Origin of the sequence: Nocardioides pymetrozini (assembly GCF_046058985.1) — a bacterium.
Taxonomy (GTDB): Bacteria; Actinomycetota; Actinomycetes; order Propionibacteriales; family Nocardioidaceae; genus Nocardioides.
In genome coordinates this window covers 3,174,180-3,188,997 of sequence record NZ_CP175556.1, presented here as the reverse complement: position 1 = coordinate 3,188,997, position 14,818 = coordinate 3,174,180, and the positions used below count along the sequence as shown (strand labels likewise).

General features: G+C 74.2%; 14 protein-coding genes. 10 read left to right on the top strand and 4 right to left on the bottom strand.

Translation table 11 applies throughout. The features are described from left to right. Positions 1–13: 13 nt before the first annotated feature. The gene (locus ACJ5H2_RS15605; RefSeq protein WP_408896336.1) at positions 14–1,093 is read left to right on the top strand and encodes a mannose-1-phosphate guanylyltransferase; all 1,080 of its coding nucleotides are present in this window, start codon (positions 14–16) and stop codon (positions 1,091–1,093) included. A gap of 324 nt (positions 1,094–1,417) precedes the next feature. Here the strand turns inward: ACJ5H2_RS15605 and ACJ5H2_RS15600 are convergent, their stop codons facing one another. The 3 genes from ACJ5H2_RS15600 to cofD all read right to left on the bottom strand — a co-directional run bounded on the left by ACJ5H2_RS15600 (position 1,418) and on the right by cofD (position 4,284). Continuing rightward, entirely contained in the window at positions 1,418–2,200 is a 783-nt protein-coding gene (locus ACJ5H2_RS15600; protein ID WP_408896335.1) for a DUF3105 domain-containing protein, read from the bottom strand. A 69-nt stretch (positions 2,201–2,269) separates the two neighbouring features. Further along, a complete protein-coding gene (gene cofE, locus ACJ5H2_RS15595; protein ID WP_408896334.1) occupies positions 2,270–3,226 on the bottom strand; it encodes a coenzyme F420-0:L-glutamate ligase in 957 nt (318 codons plus the stop codon). Further along, the gene (gene cofD, locus ACJ5H2_RS15590) at positions 3,226–4,284 is read right to left on the bottom strand and encodes a 2-phospho-L-lactate transferase (RefSeq protein ID WP_408896333.1); all 1,059 of its coding nucleotides are present in this window, start codon (positions 4,282–4,284) and stop codon (positions 3,226–3,228) included. The genes cofE and cofD overlap by 1 nt, the downstream gene beginning before the upstream one ends. A 145-nt stretch (positions 4,285–4,429) precedes the next feature. On the opposite strand from cofD, the gene ACJ5H2_RS15585 reads away from it, so the two are divergent. From ACJ5H2_RS15585 to ACJ5H2_RS15575, 3 genes are read left to right on the top strand one after another with little or no spacing between them, the layout of a single operon-like run. Then, positions 4,430–4,684 (top strand): WhiB family transcriptional regulator, encoded by a 255-nt coding sequence (locus tag ACJ5H2_RS15585; protein WP_408896332.1) that lies wholly within the window; start codon positions 4,430–4,432, stop codon positions 4,682–4,684. A 60-nt stretch (positions 4,685–4,744) separates the two neighbouring features. After that, on the top strand, positions 4,745–7,624 hold the full coding sequence (locus ACJ5H2_RS15580; RefSeq protein WP_408896331.1) for a glycosyltransferase family 2 protein: 2,880 nt from the start codon (positions 4,745–4,747) through the stop codon (positions 7,622–7,624). Beyond that, the gene (locus ACJ5H2_RS15575) at positions 7,617–9,041 is read left to right on the top strand and encodes a DUF5719 family protein (protein WP_408896330.1); all 1,425 of its coding nucleotides are present in this window, start codon (positions 7,617–7,619) and stop codon (positions 9,039–9,041) included. Before ACJ5H2_RS15580 ends, ACJ5H2_RS15575 begins: the two co-directional genes overlap by 8 nt. 15 nt (positions 9,042–9,056) lie before the next feature. Here the strand turns inward: ACJ5H2_RS15575 and ACJ5H2_RS15570 are convergent, their stop codons facing one another. Next, positions 9,057–9,509 carry a metallopeptidase family protein gene (locus tag ACJ5H2_RS15570; protein WP_408896329.1) on the bottom strand — a complete coding sequence of 151 codons (453 nt, stop codon included), beginning with the start codon at positions 9,507–9,509 and terminating at the stop codon, positions 9,057–9,059. Between the two features lie 51 nt (positions 9,510–9,560). Between ACJ5H2_RS15570 and ACJ5H2_RS15565 the strand changes: the two genes are divergently transcribed. The 6 genes from ACJ5H2_RS15565 (at position 9,561) to ACJ5H2_RS15540 (ending at position 14,803) form a co-directional block, all read left to right on the top strand. After that, positions 9,561–9,935 carry a DUF3499 domain-containing protein gene (locus ACJ5H2_RS15565; RefSeq protein WP_408896327.1) on the top strand — a complete coding sequence of 125 codons (375 nt, stop codon included), beginning with the start codon at positions 9,561–9,563 and terminating at the stop codon, positions 9,933–9,935. 34 nt (positions 9,936–9,969) lie between these two features. Then, positions 9,970–11,346, top strand: coding sequence for a phosphomannomutase/phosphoglucomutase (locus tag ACJ5H2_RS15560; protein ID WP_408896325.1), 1,377 nt, complete (start codon positions 9,970–9,972; stop codon positions 11,344–11,346). Between the two features lie 20 nt (positions 11,347–11,366). Next, positions 11,367–11,537 carry a Trm112 family protein gene (locus tag ACJ5H2_RS15555; RefSeq protein ID WP_408899642.1) on the top strand — a complete coding sequence of 57 codons (171 nt, stop codon included), beginning with the start codon at positions 11,367–11,369 and terminating at the stop codon, positions 11,535–11,537. Between the two features lie 26 nt (positions 11,538–11,563). After that, positions 11,564–12,589 carry an SIS domain-containing protein gene (locus ACJ5H2_RS15550; RefSeq protein WP_408896324.1) on the top strand — a complete coding sequence of 342 codons (1,026 nt, stop codon included), beginning with the start codon at positions 11,564–11,566 and terminating at the stop codon, positions 12,587–12,589. A gap of 103 nt (positions 12,590–12,692) precedes the next feature. Beyond that, positions 12,693–13,766 (top strand): acyltransferase family protein, encoded by a 1,074-nt coding sequence (locus ACJ5H2_RS15545; RefSeq protein ID WP_408896323.1) that lies wholly within the window; start codon positions 12,693–12,695, stop codon positions 13,764–13,766. A 56-nt stretch (positions 13,767–13,822) separates the two neighbouring features. Next, positions 13,823–14,803, top strand: a complete 981-nt coding sequence (locus ACJ5H2_RS15540; protein WP_408896322.1) for a DUF808 domain-containing protein — start codon at positions 13,823–13,825, stop codon at positions 14,801–14,803. Positions 14,804–14,818 lie beyond the last annotated feature (15 nt).

Sequence of the window (14,818 nt, the reverse complement as noted above, 5' to 3'; positions counted from 1 at the left end):
TAGGGTGCGGGCCATGGTCATCGACGAGATCCCGGGCTTCTGGGCCGTGGTCCCCGCCGGCGGGGCCGGTACGCGCCTGTGGCCGCTGTCGCGCTCCGGCTCCCCGAAGTTCCTCCACGACCTGACCGGCGCCGGGCAGTCGCTGCTCGAGCAGACCCAGCGCCGGCTCGCCCCGCTGGTCGGCGACCGGCTGCTCGTGGTCACCGGTGAGGCGCACCGGGCGGCCGTGCGAGAGCAGCTCACCATGCTGCCACCGGACGGGGTGATCGCGGAGCCGTCGGCCCGCGACTCGATGGCCGCCATCGGTCTCGCCGCCGCGCTCCTCGAGCGCCGCGGCGCGGAGGTGATGGGGTCGTTCGCGGCCGACCACGTGATCGCCGATCCCGACGGCTTCGCGGCCGCGGTGACCGAGGCCGTGGCCGCCGCCCGCGACGGCTGGCTGGTCACGATCGGGATCCAGCCGACCTTCGCCTCCTCGGCGTTCGGCTACATCCGTGAGGGTGAGCCGCTGCCGGGCCACCCCTCGGCCCGGATGGTGGCGGCGTTCGTGGAGAAGCCGTCGGTGTCGGTGGCCGAGGAGTACCTCGCGACCGGCGAGTACCGCTGGAACGCGGGCATGTTCGTCGTGCGCCCGACCGTCCTCCTGGACCTGCTGGCCGCGCAGGACCCCGAGTTCACCGCCACGCTGCGCGCCATCGCGGCGGAGCCGGAGCGCCTGGCCGAGCTGTGGGAGCGGCTGCCCCGCATCGCGATCGACCACGCGGTGGCCGAGCCGGCCGCGGCCGCCGGCCGGGTCGTCACCATCCCCGGCGGCTTCCGCTGGGACGACATCGGCGACTTCGACTCGCTCGCCGGCCTGCTCGGCGACGACGACGCGTGCAGCGTCCTCGGCGACCGTGCGCTCACCCAGCTGATCGGCGCCAGCGGCATCGTCGTCCCCGGCTCCGGACGCACGGTCGCGGTCGTCGGCCTCGACGACGTCGTCGTGGTCGACACCCCCGACGCCCTCCTCGTCACCACCCGCGCCCGCGCGCAGGAGGTCAAGAACGTCGTCGCCGCCCTCAAGGAGAGAGGCCGCACGGACCTGCTCTGAGTCCATGGGGCCGAGCGTGTCGGATATCGAGCCACGCTGCCGGCCACGCGGTCGAGGTCCGCTCGGTGCGAGGCCGCCTGGCGGCGGCCACCGGTTGCCAGGACAACCAGCGCACTCGGCTCGCTCGCTCTCCTTCCGTGCCGGTCATCGCGGGAAGCGAGGGCGACGGAGCGCAGGGAGCGAGGGACGAGCGACCGGAGCGGAGGAGCCGAGCTTCCGGCGAGCCGGCCGCCTGGCCGCCAGGAGACCCTGCGGTCAGCGAACCTCGACTGCGAGCGCGGCAGCGCGGCGCGAGGAACGAGCGACGCGCTCGCGCAGTCCCACTCAGTACGCGTAGGGCTCCGGCGCGTCGGTGAAGGGGTACTTGTCCATGAACTTCTCCAGGGCGGCGCCGCTCACCTCGGAGCAGTACTGCCACGCGCCGTACTGAGGCGTGTTGCCCTCGGCGTCGGGGGTGGCGTCGCGGTCGACCCGCCAGTGCGTGAAGGCGATGTGCTGGCCCTTGGGGAACGACTTGCCGGTCTCCTTGACGTCGGCCTTGGTCCAGGGGGCGACCTTGAACTTGAGCCGCTGGTTGGTGTCGTTGGCGTCCATGATCTTGGCGATGGCACGCATGGCCGAGACCTGGTCGGCGTCGTCGGCGGCGGTGGTGTCGTACCAGAGGATCGTGTAGCCGTGCTCGCTGTTGTGGATCAGCTGCTCGAGCTCGGGCCGGGAGTCGGCGGTGTAGAAGCGGTCGCCGATCGGGGCGGGGGCGACGCCGGCGACGTTCCAGTGCGCACCGAAGGCCGGCGGGGCGTCGGTGTAGTCGACCTGCTGGCCCTCCGGCACGTGCTCGCCACTGCCGGTCGCCTCCTTCTCGGTGATCTCACCGCAGACGCTGGCCGCGGCGCCGATCTCGCCGACGCTCTTGCCCTTCCACTTCTGGTCGTTGACCATGTCGCGGACCTTCGGGTAGAGCGCGGCACCGACGATCACGAGGGCGACCACGACGCACACGCCCACGATGGCCATGCCCTGACGCTTGTCGGCACGCTTCTGCTTGCGCCGGATGTCGTCGATGACTTGGCGGCGATCCGACTTCTCGGACTTGCTGGACTTGGCCACGTGCGGGGTACCTCGTCTTGGTCGTGAAGGGCATGCGTCAGCACGCTCCGTGCGGCGAACGCGGTGAGTCTACGGAGTCGCCGGTCGAAACCGCAGGTCGGTGTCCGCCGGGCCCGCCTCGATGCTCTGCCAGCCGTGGGCGAAGGCGACGATGTCGGCGGCCGCGCGCCGCTCCGGTCCCGTCCGTACGTCGGCCGGGTCGGCGACCCGCGCGACGATCCCCGCCCGGCCCAGCGCGGCGGCGAGCTCGTCCGCGGTGACGGGGCTGCCGAAGGGAGTGCGTGCCGCCGGGCGCGCGGCGACCGCCTGGATGACGGCCTCGCGGGCCCCGTAGCCGAAGAGGTCGGCGCCGTCGGCGCGGATCAGCGCGCGGGCGCCGGGGCCGTGCTCGCCGGGGGAGAGGACCAGGTCGCCGCGCCCGCGCAGGACGGCGCAGGGCCGGGCGCCGAGCTTGCCCTGGGCGAGCTCGACGGCGGCGGCGATCTCGTCGGCGACGGCGGGTGCGGTGACCGCGAGCTCGTTGCCGTGGGCGTCGACGCGGCCCGCGAAGGACTCGAGCACGGCGAGGCCGGCGGCACCGATGGCGATGTCGGTCTGGCCTTCGCGCCACGGGCGACCGGCGGTGTCGGTGACGACCACGCCCACGTTGACGCGGCGGCGCTCGGCGACCGCGGCGCGCAGCCGCCGGGCGGAGGCGTCGGGGTCCTCGGGCAGCAGGACGACCGACCCCTGCTCGACGTTCGACGCGTCGACGCCCGCGGCCGCCATGGTGAGGCCCAGTCGGTTGCGGACGATCCGGGTCGCGCCGCGCCGGGCGACGAGGCGCTCGGTCTCCGCGTCGATCCAGGCCTCACGGTCGCCCTGCACGACCCGGCCCTCGGCCTTGCTGACGACCTTGCTGGTGACCACGAGGATGTCGCCGTCGACGAGCGCGTCGGGGGCGAGTGCCGCCAGCAGTGCCCCGGCGAGGTCGTCGCCGGGACGGATCTCCGGTACGCCGTCGGGGGCGGTCACGTGCAGTGCCATCAGTCCACCAAGCCGATCGCGGCCGCGGCCATCGCCGCCGTGGCGTCGTGGTCGGTCATCATCAGCGGGACGGCGGCGCTGGCGATGCCGGCCGCCTCGAGCCGCGCCACCTGGCCGGCGTCGCGCTCGTCGACGAGCCACCCGTCGAGGACGCCGCCGGCCGACCGGGCGCCGTAGTTGAGGCCGACGCCGGCGGCGCTGACCTCGACGCCGATCGCGGTCAGCATCTGCCTGGCCATGCCGCGCACGTGGGTGTCGCCGACGATCGGCGACAGGCCGACCACCTTCGCCGGGGTGGCGCGGACGGCGTCGCGGATGCCGGGGACGCCGAGGATGGTGCCGACCGAGACGACCGGGTTCGACGGTGGCAGGACGACCAGGTCGGCCTCGGCGATGGCCTCGACCACGCCCGGCGCGGGGGCCGAGCGGTCGAGGCCGACGAAGACGACCTGCTCGGCCGGGACCTCGGCGCGCAGGCGCACCCAGTACTCCTGGAAGTGGACGACCCGGCGGCCGCTGGGGCTGTCGGCGTCGGCCACGGCGACATGGGTCTCCACGCGGTCGTCGGTCATCGGCAGCAGGGTCAGCGCGTCGCCGTACCGCGGGCTGAGCCAGCGCCGGCACAGCGCCTGGGTGACCTGGGAGAGCGGATAGCCGGCATCGAGCATCTGGGTGCGCACCAGGTGCGTCGCGATGTCGCGGTCACCGAGCCCGAACCAGGTCGGCTCGACGCCGTACGCCGCCAGCTCCTCCTTGGCGCTCCACGTCTCGGCGCGGCGGCCCCAGCCCCGGTCGAGGTCGATGCCGTCGCCCAGGGTGTACATGACGGTGTCGAGGTCCGGGCAGACCTTCAGCCCGTGGACCCACCAGTCGTCGGCGTTGTTGGCGATGACCGTGACGTGGGCGTTCGCGGCCACACCCGGTAGGGTTCCGGCGGCGATGCCGTGGAGCAGGCCCTGCAGGAACCGGGCTCCGCCCATGCCGCCCGAGAGGACGGCCAGCTTCTGCGTGGGGCGGCCTGCGGATCCACCGGCTGCCGCGTCAGGTGTCGATTCCACGGGGGACAACTGTGCCGTGCGCCGACAAGCGCAGCGTGCGCGGGGTTGCCTATAGCAGACTCGACCTTGACTGTTCGGGTATGACACGTATGTAATTCCAGAGATGTCGTTCGGGGCATCGGGTCGAGACGTAAGGGGCGAAATCGTGAGGGAACTGTTCCTGGTCGAAGCAGATTCCGACGAGCTGGGGTGGCAGGAGCGGGCGTTGTGCGCGCAGACCGACCCCGAGGCTTTCTTCCCGGAGAAGGGAGGATCGACGCGCGAGGCCAAGAAGGTCTGCCAGACCTGCGAGGTGCGTGTCGAGTGCCTCGAGGCCGCGCTGGGCAACGACGAGCGCTTCGGCATCTGGGGCGGCATGTCGGAGCGCGAGCGTCGCAAGCTGAAGAAGCGAGCCGTCTGAGCAGAGCCTGTGCACTGACGGTTCGCCCCCTTCGCACCGTCGGTCGTAGGGTCTGACCTCGTGTCGCAACAACCCGAGGTGGCTGTCCTCCTGGTCAGCCACGACGGCGCCTCCTGGCTGCCGGCGGTCCTCGACGGCCTGCTCGCGCAGAGCCCGCCCCCCACGCGCGTGGTGGCCGTCGACACCGGCAGCAAGGACGGCAGTGCCGACCTGGTCCGGGCCGCGCTCGCCGACCGGCTGCCCCTGGACCTGCGTGTCCTGCCGGGAGGGACCGGCTTCCCCGACGCGGTCGCGGACGGGCTCGCCACGCTCGCTCGGTCGCCGGGCGGACGCCCCGAGTGGGTCTGGATCCTCCATGACGACGCCAATCCCGCTCCCGGCGCGCTCGCCGCGCTGCTCGCCGCGGCCGCGGAGCGGCCCGACGCCGACATCCTCGGCCCCAAGCTGCGCGAGTGGCCGTCCCTGCGGCGCCTGCTCGAGCTCGGCGTCACCATCAGCGGGACCGGCCGGCGCGAGACCGGCCTGGAGCGTGGCGAGTACGACCAGGGCCAGCACGACGAGGTCCGCGAGGTCCTTGCCGTCAACTCCGCCGGGATGCTGGTGCGTCGCGAGGTGCTCGAGGAGCTCGGTGGGTTCGACGCGGCGCTGCCGATCTTCGGCAACGACATCGACCTCGGCTGGCGCGCCGCCGCCGCCGGGCGGACCACGATCGTCGTCCCCTCGGCCGTGGTCTTCCACGCCGAGGCGGCGCACCGCGGGATCCGTCGTACGCCGCTGACCGGGCGGCACACCCACTTCCAGGAGCGCCGCGCCGCGCTGTTCACGCTGCTCGCCAACGCGCGCGGCGCGACCCTCCCGCTGCAGGTGGTGCGCCTCGCGCTCGGCTCGGTGCTGCGGATGCTCGGTCTGTTCTGCGTGCGGGCGGTGGGGGAGGCGCTCGACGAGCTGGCCGCCCTCGTCTCGGTGCTCCGTCATCCCGGCCAGATCCGCGCGGCCCGCCGGAGCCGGCGCGCGGCGGGGACGCGAGCCCCCGACCGGGCCCGGGTGCGTCGCCTGCTCGCGCCGTGGTGGCTGCCGTACCGGCACGGGCTCGACTTCGTCGGCGACCTGGTCGCCGCGGCGACCAACCAGGCGGCGGACGTCGCCGAGCGGCGGCGGGTCGCGGCCGCGGAGCGCGACGCCGCGGTCGCACCTCCCCCCGCCCGCCATCGCGACGAGGAGGAGGAGTTCGCCGACACCGGGATCGTGGTGCGCTTCCTCACCAACCCCGTGGCGGTGGCCACGGCGGTCACGGTGCTCGCGCTGCTCGTCGGCGTGCGCGATGTCGTGGGCGGCGTCGCCGGGGGTGCGCTGTCGCCCACGCCGGCGAGCGCGGGCGACTGGTGGTCGCTGTACCTCGAGGGCCATCACGCCATCGGCTTCGGCACCGACGTGCCGGCGCCGCCGTACGTCCTGCCGCTGGCGGTGCTCGCCCTCCCGATCGGCCCGGCCCTGCTGATGTCGCTGCTGATGGCCCTCGCCGCGCCCCTCGGTCTGTGGGGTGCGTGGCGGTTCCTGCGGGTCGTGGGGCGTCTCGTGACTCCGTACGGCGCCCCGCGGTGGCTGCTCCTGTGGGGCTCGGTCAGCTGGGCGCTCGTGCCGCTGGTCGCGGGGGCCTGGGGCGGGGGCCGCTGGGGGATCGTGGTCGCCGCCGCGGTGCTGCCCTGGATGGCGCACGCCGCGCTCGGCTTCGCCGACCCCGACGCGGCCCACCGGTGGCGGGCGGGCTGGCGCACCGGCCTCGCCCTCGCGCTGCTCACCGCCGTCGCGCCGCCGACGTGGCTGTTGACGGCCGTGCTCGTGGGCGTGCTGCTCGGCTGCGCCGTACGGCTGCTGCCGGGCGAGGTGCGGGACCGCTCGGTGTGGGGCCCGCCGGTCGCGGCGCTGGCCGTACCGCTCCTGGTCCTGGTGCCCTGGTGGCTGCCGGCCCTCGTCGAGGGCGGCCTCGCGGGCACGGTGCTCGACATCGGCCGGTGGCCCACGGCGTCGACCTCCGGATGGGACCTGCTGGCGGGACGGCTGGGCGGGCTGGGCGCTCCGGCCGCCGTCGGACTGGTGCTGCCGGTCCTCGCGCTGCTCGCCCTGGTGCCGCGGGCGACGCGCATCCCCGTCATCGTGTGCTGGCTGGTCGCCGCCGTCAGCACCGTGGTCGCCGTGCCGCTGGCGCTCACCACCGTGGACGTCGCCGGTCCTGGGGAGCAGCAGCCCGGCCTCGGCGCCGTGCTGCTGGTGCTGCAGGGCGCCTGGATCACGGCGACCCTCCTCGGTGGCCTGTCGCTGCACCACCTCGGTGACCAGGCGAAGCCCGCGCAGGCGGCGCTCGCCCTCGCCGGCGCGGTCGGCGTGGTCGCGCCGCTCGTCGGTCTGGTCTGGTTCGCGGGCTGGGGGGCCGAGGAGCTTCGCGACCCGCCGGAGTCCGACGTCCCGGTGTACATGGCGCAGCGGGCGGAGCGCGCCGAGCAGGACGGCGTGCTCGTGCTGCGCGGCAGCATGGACACCGGCCTGCGCTACGACGTGCACCGCGGCGACGGGCCCACCGTGGGCGAGGACGAGATCGCCGCGCTGACCTCCGAGGACGCCGACGTGACCGCGACCATCCGCTCGCTCGTGACCGCCCCGGACCCGGACGCGGCGGCCCGCCTGTCCGACCTCGGCATCCTCTACATCGTCCAGGCCGCCCCCGCGGACGGCGCGGTCGCGGCCAGCCTGGACGCGACCTCCGGTCTCGTCCAGGCCAGCTCCGAGCGCGGCACCCGGGCGTGGCAGGTCAGCCCGGAGCCGGGACCGCTGCCCGGCGACGCCGCCTGGCTGCGCTGGCTCCTGCTGCTCGTGCAGGCCGCTTCGGTCGTCGTCCTGGTCGTGCTCGCCCTCCCGCCGCTGCGAAGGAACCGCGATGAGTGAGTCCCAGCCCGGATCCGCCGGCCGCCGCGCGTCCGTCGTACGCCGCCGGCGGGTCGACATCCTCGTGGCGCTGGCGATCGTGCTGCCCGCCGTGGTGGCGCTGTGCGTCGGCGCCATCGGCGGCCAGGAGAGCCCGGTGGCGGGTCCTCGCCCGCCGGCGACGGCCGAGCTCACCTCCGCGACCGTGGTCTGCCCGGGCGGCACCACCGCGGACGGCGCGATCCGCGTCGGTCGCACGCCCGGGGTCGCCGGCGGACCACTGTCCGTGCTCACCGCCGCGCCCGGCGATGCTGCCCTGGACCCGGCGCCCCCGCTGACCGCCGCCAGCGGGTCCACGGCAGTCGTGCCCGGCAGCGCCGGACCGGTCGTCCTCGACGGCGAGGACGCGGCGGCGCCCGGCATCACCGCGGGCCGCGACGACCCACTGGCCGCGCCGGAGTGCCGGCCTCCGTCGTACGACGAGTGGCTGGTCGGGCTCGGCGCCACCGCCCGCTATGCCACGACCCTCGAGATCGTCAACCCCGACGAGGGCGAGGCCGTGGTCGACCTCGCCCTCCAGGACGAGGGTGGCCCGGTCGAGGAGCCCGCACTGCGCGGCATCCAGGTGCCCGGGCACGGCGTGCAGCGTATCGACCTCGCCGCCTCGGCCCCGCGGCGCGAGATCACCGCCGCCCACGTGACGGTCACGCGCGGCCGGGTGACCGTCACCGCGCGTACCACTCGGGACCAGCTCGGCGCCGGTCGCGCCACGACCGACTTCCTCCCCGCGCAGCCCGACCCGGCGACCGAGAACCTGATCCTGGGCCTGCCCGCCGGCGCCGGCAACCCGACCCTCGTCGTGGCCAACCCCGGCGACGACGAGGTGCGGGCCGAGGTGCGACTGGTGACGGCCGAGTCCACCTTCACCCCCACCGGCGCGCCCGATGTCGCCGTCCCGCCCCACGCGCTGCGGGAGGTCGACCTCGGCGCCCTCCTCGCGGGCGAGAGCGCCGCCGGCGTCGTCGGCGTCGTCGTCGAGTCCGCGGACCCGGTGGTGGCCTCGGTCCGCCTGGTCTCCCGCAAGGACCTCGTCCTGCTCGCCCCGGCGGTTGCGGTCCGCGAGCCGACCGCGGCGGTGCTGCCGCCCGGGGAGAAGAGCCTGCTGCTGGGCGACGCGCTGCGCACCGGCGTCGTCCACGTGACGTCGTACGACGCCGACGGGGCCGTGCTGCGCGAGGACAAGGCGGAGGTCGCGCCCGACCGCGCCTCCGCGCTCGCCCTGCCCCCGGAGGCGGTCCTCGTCGCCGTGGAGCCGCGCAACACGCGGATCGCCGGGGTGGTCTCGATGCCGGCCGGGGGACCGCAGCCGGGGCTCGCGACGCTGCGCCTGCGGCCGGCCGAGACCCGGTCCCGGATCCCCGTCGTCGCGCCGGACTGACGGGTCCGCCCGTCGTCAGTCGTCGTCGTCCGAGGGATAGCGCGGGTCAACCTGGCTCGGCTCGATGCCGAGCAGCTCGGCGACCTGCTCGACGACGACCGTCAGTACGATCGCCTCCAGGTCGGCGCGGTCGGCCGCGCGGTGCTCGAGCGGGCGCCGGAAGACCACGAGCCGGGTCGGCGTCGTGCCCGAGCCGCGCACGAGCGACGACAGCGGCACCCGGCCCGAGTCCCAGTCGTCCGGCAGCTGCGGGGCGTCCTCGACGGCGTACTCCACGAGGCCGAGGTGGTCCGACCAGCGCTCGTCGATCGCGGTCACGACGTCGAGCATGATCCGGTCGAAGGTCTCGCGGCGGCTGCGCGGCAGCGGCGGCCGATGGCCGCTGTCCGCGAGGGGCAGGACCGCGGGCCCGCGCATGCCGCGCCCACGCCGGTCGCGGCGCCGGCGGGGCGACAAGGAGGACTCCACGATCAGCGAGCCTATCCGCCCGGCGTCGCACGGGGCGGTAGCGTCTGCGCCGTGACGGTGAGCGCTGCGCAGAGCCTGCGGACGTGTTCGCGCACGGCCTGTGGCCGGCGCGCGGTGGCCACGCTGACCTACGTGTACGCCGACTCGACGGCCGTGCTCGGCCCCCTGGCCACCTACGCCGAGCCCCACGCCTACGACCTGTGCGACGTCCACAGCGAGCGGCTCTCCGCGCCGCGCGGCTGGGAGGTCGTCCGGCTCGCGCTGGGCACCCAGCAGCAGGGGCCGAGCAACGACGACCTGCTCGCGCTCGCCGACGCCGTCCGCGAGGCGGCCCGCCCGGTGCGCCGCGAGCCCGCCGACCAGGCGCGCGAGCCCGGGCGCGAGGTGGCCCGCAAGGGCCATCTCCGGATGATCACCACCGACTGACGCCGGCCCCACGGGGGGCGCTAGGGTCGCGGTCATGGCCAGTGGCACGACGTCCCCTGACAACCTGAGCAAGGTCTTCAAGGCCTACGACGTACGCGGCATCGTGGGTGAGCAGCTCGACGAGGAGCTCGCCCGCGCCACGGGAGCGGCGTACGTCGACGTGCTGGGCGTCGACGCCCTGGTGGTCGGCTACGACATGAGGCCCAGCTCGCCGTCGCTCGCCGGTGCCTTCGCCGACGGCGCCACGTCCGCGGGCGCCGACGTGACGATGATCGGCCTGGCCTCCACCGACCAGCTGTACTTCGCCTCGGGGCACCTCGAGCTCCCCGGCGCGATGTTCACCGCGAGCCACAACCCGGCCCAGTACAACGGGATCAAGCTGTGCCGCGCCCTCGCGCAGCCGGTCGGCATGGAGAGCGGGCTCGCGGAGATCCGCGACCGGGTCGCCGCGGGCACGCCGGTGGTCGGCGCGCGGACCGGGTCCATCAGCTCCCATGACGTGCTGCAGGCCTATGCCGCCCACCTCCTCGCGCTGGCTCCGGTCGCCGGCCGCCGGCTCAAGGTGGTCGTCGACGCCGGCAACGGCATGGCCGGGCACACGGCGCCGGCCGTCTTCGGCCGGCTCGCCGGCCAGGTCGAGATGGTGCCGCTGTACTTCGAGCTCGACGGCACCTTCCCCAACCACGAGGCGAACCCGATCGAGGCCGAGAACCTGGTCGACCTGCAGAAGGCGGTCATCGCCGAGCGCGCGGACATCGGCCTGGCGTTCGACGGCGATGCGGACCGGTGCTTCCTCGTCGACGAGCGCGGCGAGCTGGTCTCGCCCTCGACGCTCACCGCCCTGATCGCCGCCCGCGAGCTCGCCAAGGAGCCCGGCGCGACGGTGATCCACAACCTGATCACCTCGCGCGCGGTGCCCGAGATCGTGACGGAGCTCGGCGGCACGCCGGTGCGCACCCGGGTGGGTCACTCCTTCATCAAGGCCACGATGGCCGAGACCGACGCCATCTTCGGCGGCGAGCACAGTGGGCACTTCTACTTCCGCGACTTCTGGCGCGCGGACTCCGGGATGCTCGCCGCGCTGCACGCCATGGCTGCCCTCGCCGAGACCGACCGACCGCTGTCCGACCTGCTCGCGGACTACGCCCGCTATCCGCTCAGCGGCGAGATCAACAGCACCGTCGCCGACCAGGCCGCGGTGCTCGCGCGGCTCGAGGAGACCTATGGCGGCCAGGACGACGTCACCATCGACAAGCTCGACGGTCTGAGCGTCAGCCATCCCGACTGGGCGTTCAACGTGCGCGCCTCGAACACCGAGCCGCTGCTGCGGCTCAATGCCGAAGGAAAGGACGAGCCCACCATGGCCCGAGTTCGCGACGAGGTCCTCGCCACCATCCGGAGCGGCAAGTGAGCGCGGCGGAGCAGGCCGGCATCTCCCCGGAGCTGCTGGCGATCATCGTGTGCCCCGCCTGCAAGGGCGAGCTCGCACTGACGCCGGCCGGTGACCTGGTGGAGCTGGTGTGCGGCGGCTGCGGCCTCGCCTATCCGGTCCGCGACGGCATCCCGGTCCTGCTGGTCGACGAGGCGCGCAAGCCGGCCTGAGCCGGGACGGAGCAGGAGGCGGTCCGATGGTCTGGTTCGACGAGTCCCGGCTGGACGACGAGGCCGCGCTGGCCGGTGCCGACCTGCGGCTGCGGACGCTGGCCGAGTCCGGTGCGCGCGTACGACGAGAGCTCGACGGCTCCGCCGAGGCGATCGCCGAGGCTGTCTCCCGGGCGGCCGAGAGCCGTCCGCGCGCGGTGATCGCCGCGGGCCCGGACTCCCGGCTGCTGCGGGCGGTCCTCGAGCCCTTCTGCCCCGTGCCGTTCGTGGCCTGGCCCTCGCCGGCCCTGCCGGGCTGGGCGGGCAGCCTGGACCTCGTCGTCGTCCTGGCGCCCGGGGGAGCCGATGCCGGGACCGCCCTCGCGGTGGCCGAGGCGGCGCGCCGCGGCTGCCAGCTCGTGGTCGCGGCCCCGCCGGACTCGGTCGTGGCCGAGCATGCGACGGGCCGGTGGACCACGCTGCTGCCGACCAGCACGGGCGACCAGCTCGCGACGGCGGTCGCGATGCTGTCCTTCCTGGACCAGGTCCATCTGGGACCCACCACCGAGCCCGAGGCCGTCGCCGAGGCGCTGGACGCCGTGGCCATCTCCTGCTCGCCGCACCGCGACATCTCGATCAACCCCGCGAAGGTGCTCGCCATCTCCCTCGCCGACGCCGCTCCACTCGTCTGGGGCGGATCGGTCCTCGCCGCGCGGGCGGCGCGCCGGATCGCGGAGTCGATCCGGCGCACGTCCGGGCGCACCGCGCTCGCCGGCGACGCCGAGCACCTCCTCCCCGTCGTGGAGGCCGCGCGCCCACGCAACGTCTTCGCCGACCCTGTCGCCGACGGCACGAGCGACCGGCGCCCGGTGCTGGTGATCCTCGACGACGGCGTCGACGACCCCGTCGTACGGCACCAGCGGCAGCGGCTCGAGGACGCCGCGCGCAACCGGGACGTCCGGATCGAGCACGTCGCGACGGAGGCGTCGGGCGACGTGGCGCGCTACGCCTCCCTCCTGCTCAGCGGCACCTACGCGGCCGAGTACCTCCGCCTGGGCCTCGTCGAGGACTGACCCACCCGCACCTGCGCACACCAGCTCTGCCCGGTCCCGGACTCTCCGGCGCGGGTTGTCAGACACGTGGTCTTCACCCGGCCGGTTCGGGTACCAAGGTGTGATGGCAACTCGGGATCCGTGGCTCGACAACGCGAAGATGGGCCTCATCGTCCTCGTCGTGGTCGGCCACATGCTCGCGCTGCTGCCGGAGGACGGTCCGGGCGGGCAGCTCTACGACTTCGTGTACCTGTGGCACATGCCCGCCTTCGTCTTCCTCTCCGGATACCTGTCCCGGGGCTTCGGGTACGGCGCGGCGCGGCTGTGGCAGCTCGTCACGATGCTGCTGGTGCCCTATGTCGTCTTCGAGGGCGCCCTCGCCTGGTTCCGGATCAACGTCGGCCACGAGCGGGTGGACCAGGTATGGACCGACCCGCACTTCCCGATGTGGTACCTCCTCGCGCTCGTCGCCTGGCGGCTGGTCACCCCGCTGTTCCGGTCGATGGGGGCCGGTCTCGCGGTCGCGGTCGCCGTCGCTCTGTGCGTGGCCGGCGGCTTCCTGCAGGGCAGCTGGATGTGGTGGATGGACGCGCCGCGGATCCTCGGCTTCCTGCCGTTCTTCGTGCTCGGGCTCAAGGCGACGCCGGAGGCGCTCGAGTGGCTGCGTGGGCGGTTCCCGGTCCTGCTCGGCGTCGTCGTCCTCGGCGTCCTGGCCGTGCTGGCTGCCCACCTGCCGGAGTGGACCGAGCGGGCCCACCTCTACTACCGGCCCTACGAGCTGCTCGAGCAGCCGGTCGCCGGCGCGATGGTGACCCGGGTGCTGCTGCTCGCCGTCGGCGCCGCGGGCGCGCTCGCCTGGCTGGCCCTCGTGCCGCGCGTCGAGGGGTGGTTCACCCGGATGGGTGCCGCGACGATGGTGGTCTACCTGTTCCACGGCTTCGCCGTGAAGGAGCTGGAGTTCCTGGGCTTCGTCGAGTGGGCGCGGGACCGCCCCTGGCTCGGTCTCGCGGCGGCCGTCGGCAGTGGTGTCGCGATCGCGCTCGTGCTGGCGGCGCCTCCCGTGCGCCGGGTGCTGACGAAGGTCGTCGACCCGTTCGACGTCGCGCACCGTCGCGTGCGCGAGGCGGTCCACCTGACCACCGTCGTCCAGCAGCAGGAGACCGTCCACCCGGCCGAGCGCGTGTCGGCGGGCCGGTAGCCTGGGCCCATGCCCCACCGCCTGTCCCTCGTCGCGGCCCGAACGGCCTTCCTGTCGTGAGCGCCGGCCTCTTCGGTCTCCTCGACGACGTCGCCGCCATCGCCAAGATGGCCGCCGCCTCGATCGACGACGTCGGCGCCGCGGCCGGCAGGGCGACGACCAAGGCGGCGGGCGTGGTCGTCGACGACACCGCGGTGACGCCCCAGTACGTCCACGGGGTGGCCGCCGAGCGCGAGCTGCCCATCGTCAAGCAGATCGCGATCGGCTCGATCCGCAACAAGCTGCTGATCATCCTGCCGGCGGCCCTGCTGCTCAGCGAGTTCCTGCCCGACCTGCTCCCGATCATCCTCATGGTGGGCGGCACCTTCCTGGCCTACGAGGGCGCGCACAAGGTGTGGCACCTGCTGGCCAAGCACGACGAGCACGACGTGCCCGCGACGGTGATCAGCCCCGAGGCCGAGCGGCAGATGGTGTCGGGCGCCATCCGCACCGACCTGATCCTGTCGGCCGAGATCATGGTCATCGCCCTCGACGAGGTCGCCGACGAGAGCTTCTGGTCGCGACTCGCGATCCTCGTCGTCGTCGCGTTCGCGATCACGGTCGCCGTCTACGGCGTCGTCGCCCTCATCGTGAAGATGGACGACACCGGGCTGCTGCTGGCGCAGCGGCGCTCCGCGTTCGCGCAGCGGCTGGGTCGGGGCCTGGTCGCCGCGATGCCGCGGCTGCTGACCGTGATCTCGCTCGTCGGCACCGTGGCGATGCTGTGGGTCGGCGGGCACATCCTGCTCGTCAACGTGCACGAGGTCGGCTGGTGGGACGCGCCGTACACCTGGGTGCACGACATCGAGCACGACATCGAGCACGCCGTCCACGGCTTCCTCGGGGGTGTCCTCGCCTGGCTGGCCAACACCGGGATCTCCGCCGTCATCGGCCTCGTCGTGGGTGCGGTCGTGGTGGTCGTGGTCTCCATGCTGCCGTTCGGCGGCGACAAGGACCCGGTGGAGCGCTACGACGAGGGCGAGTCCGCCGCGCACTGACGCTCCGCGTGCCGG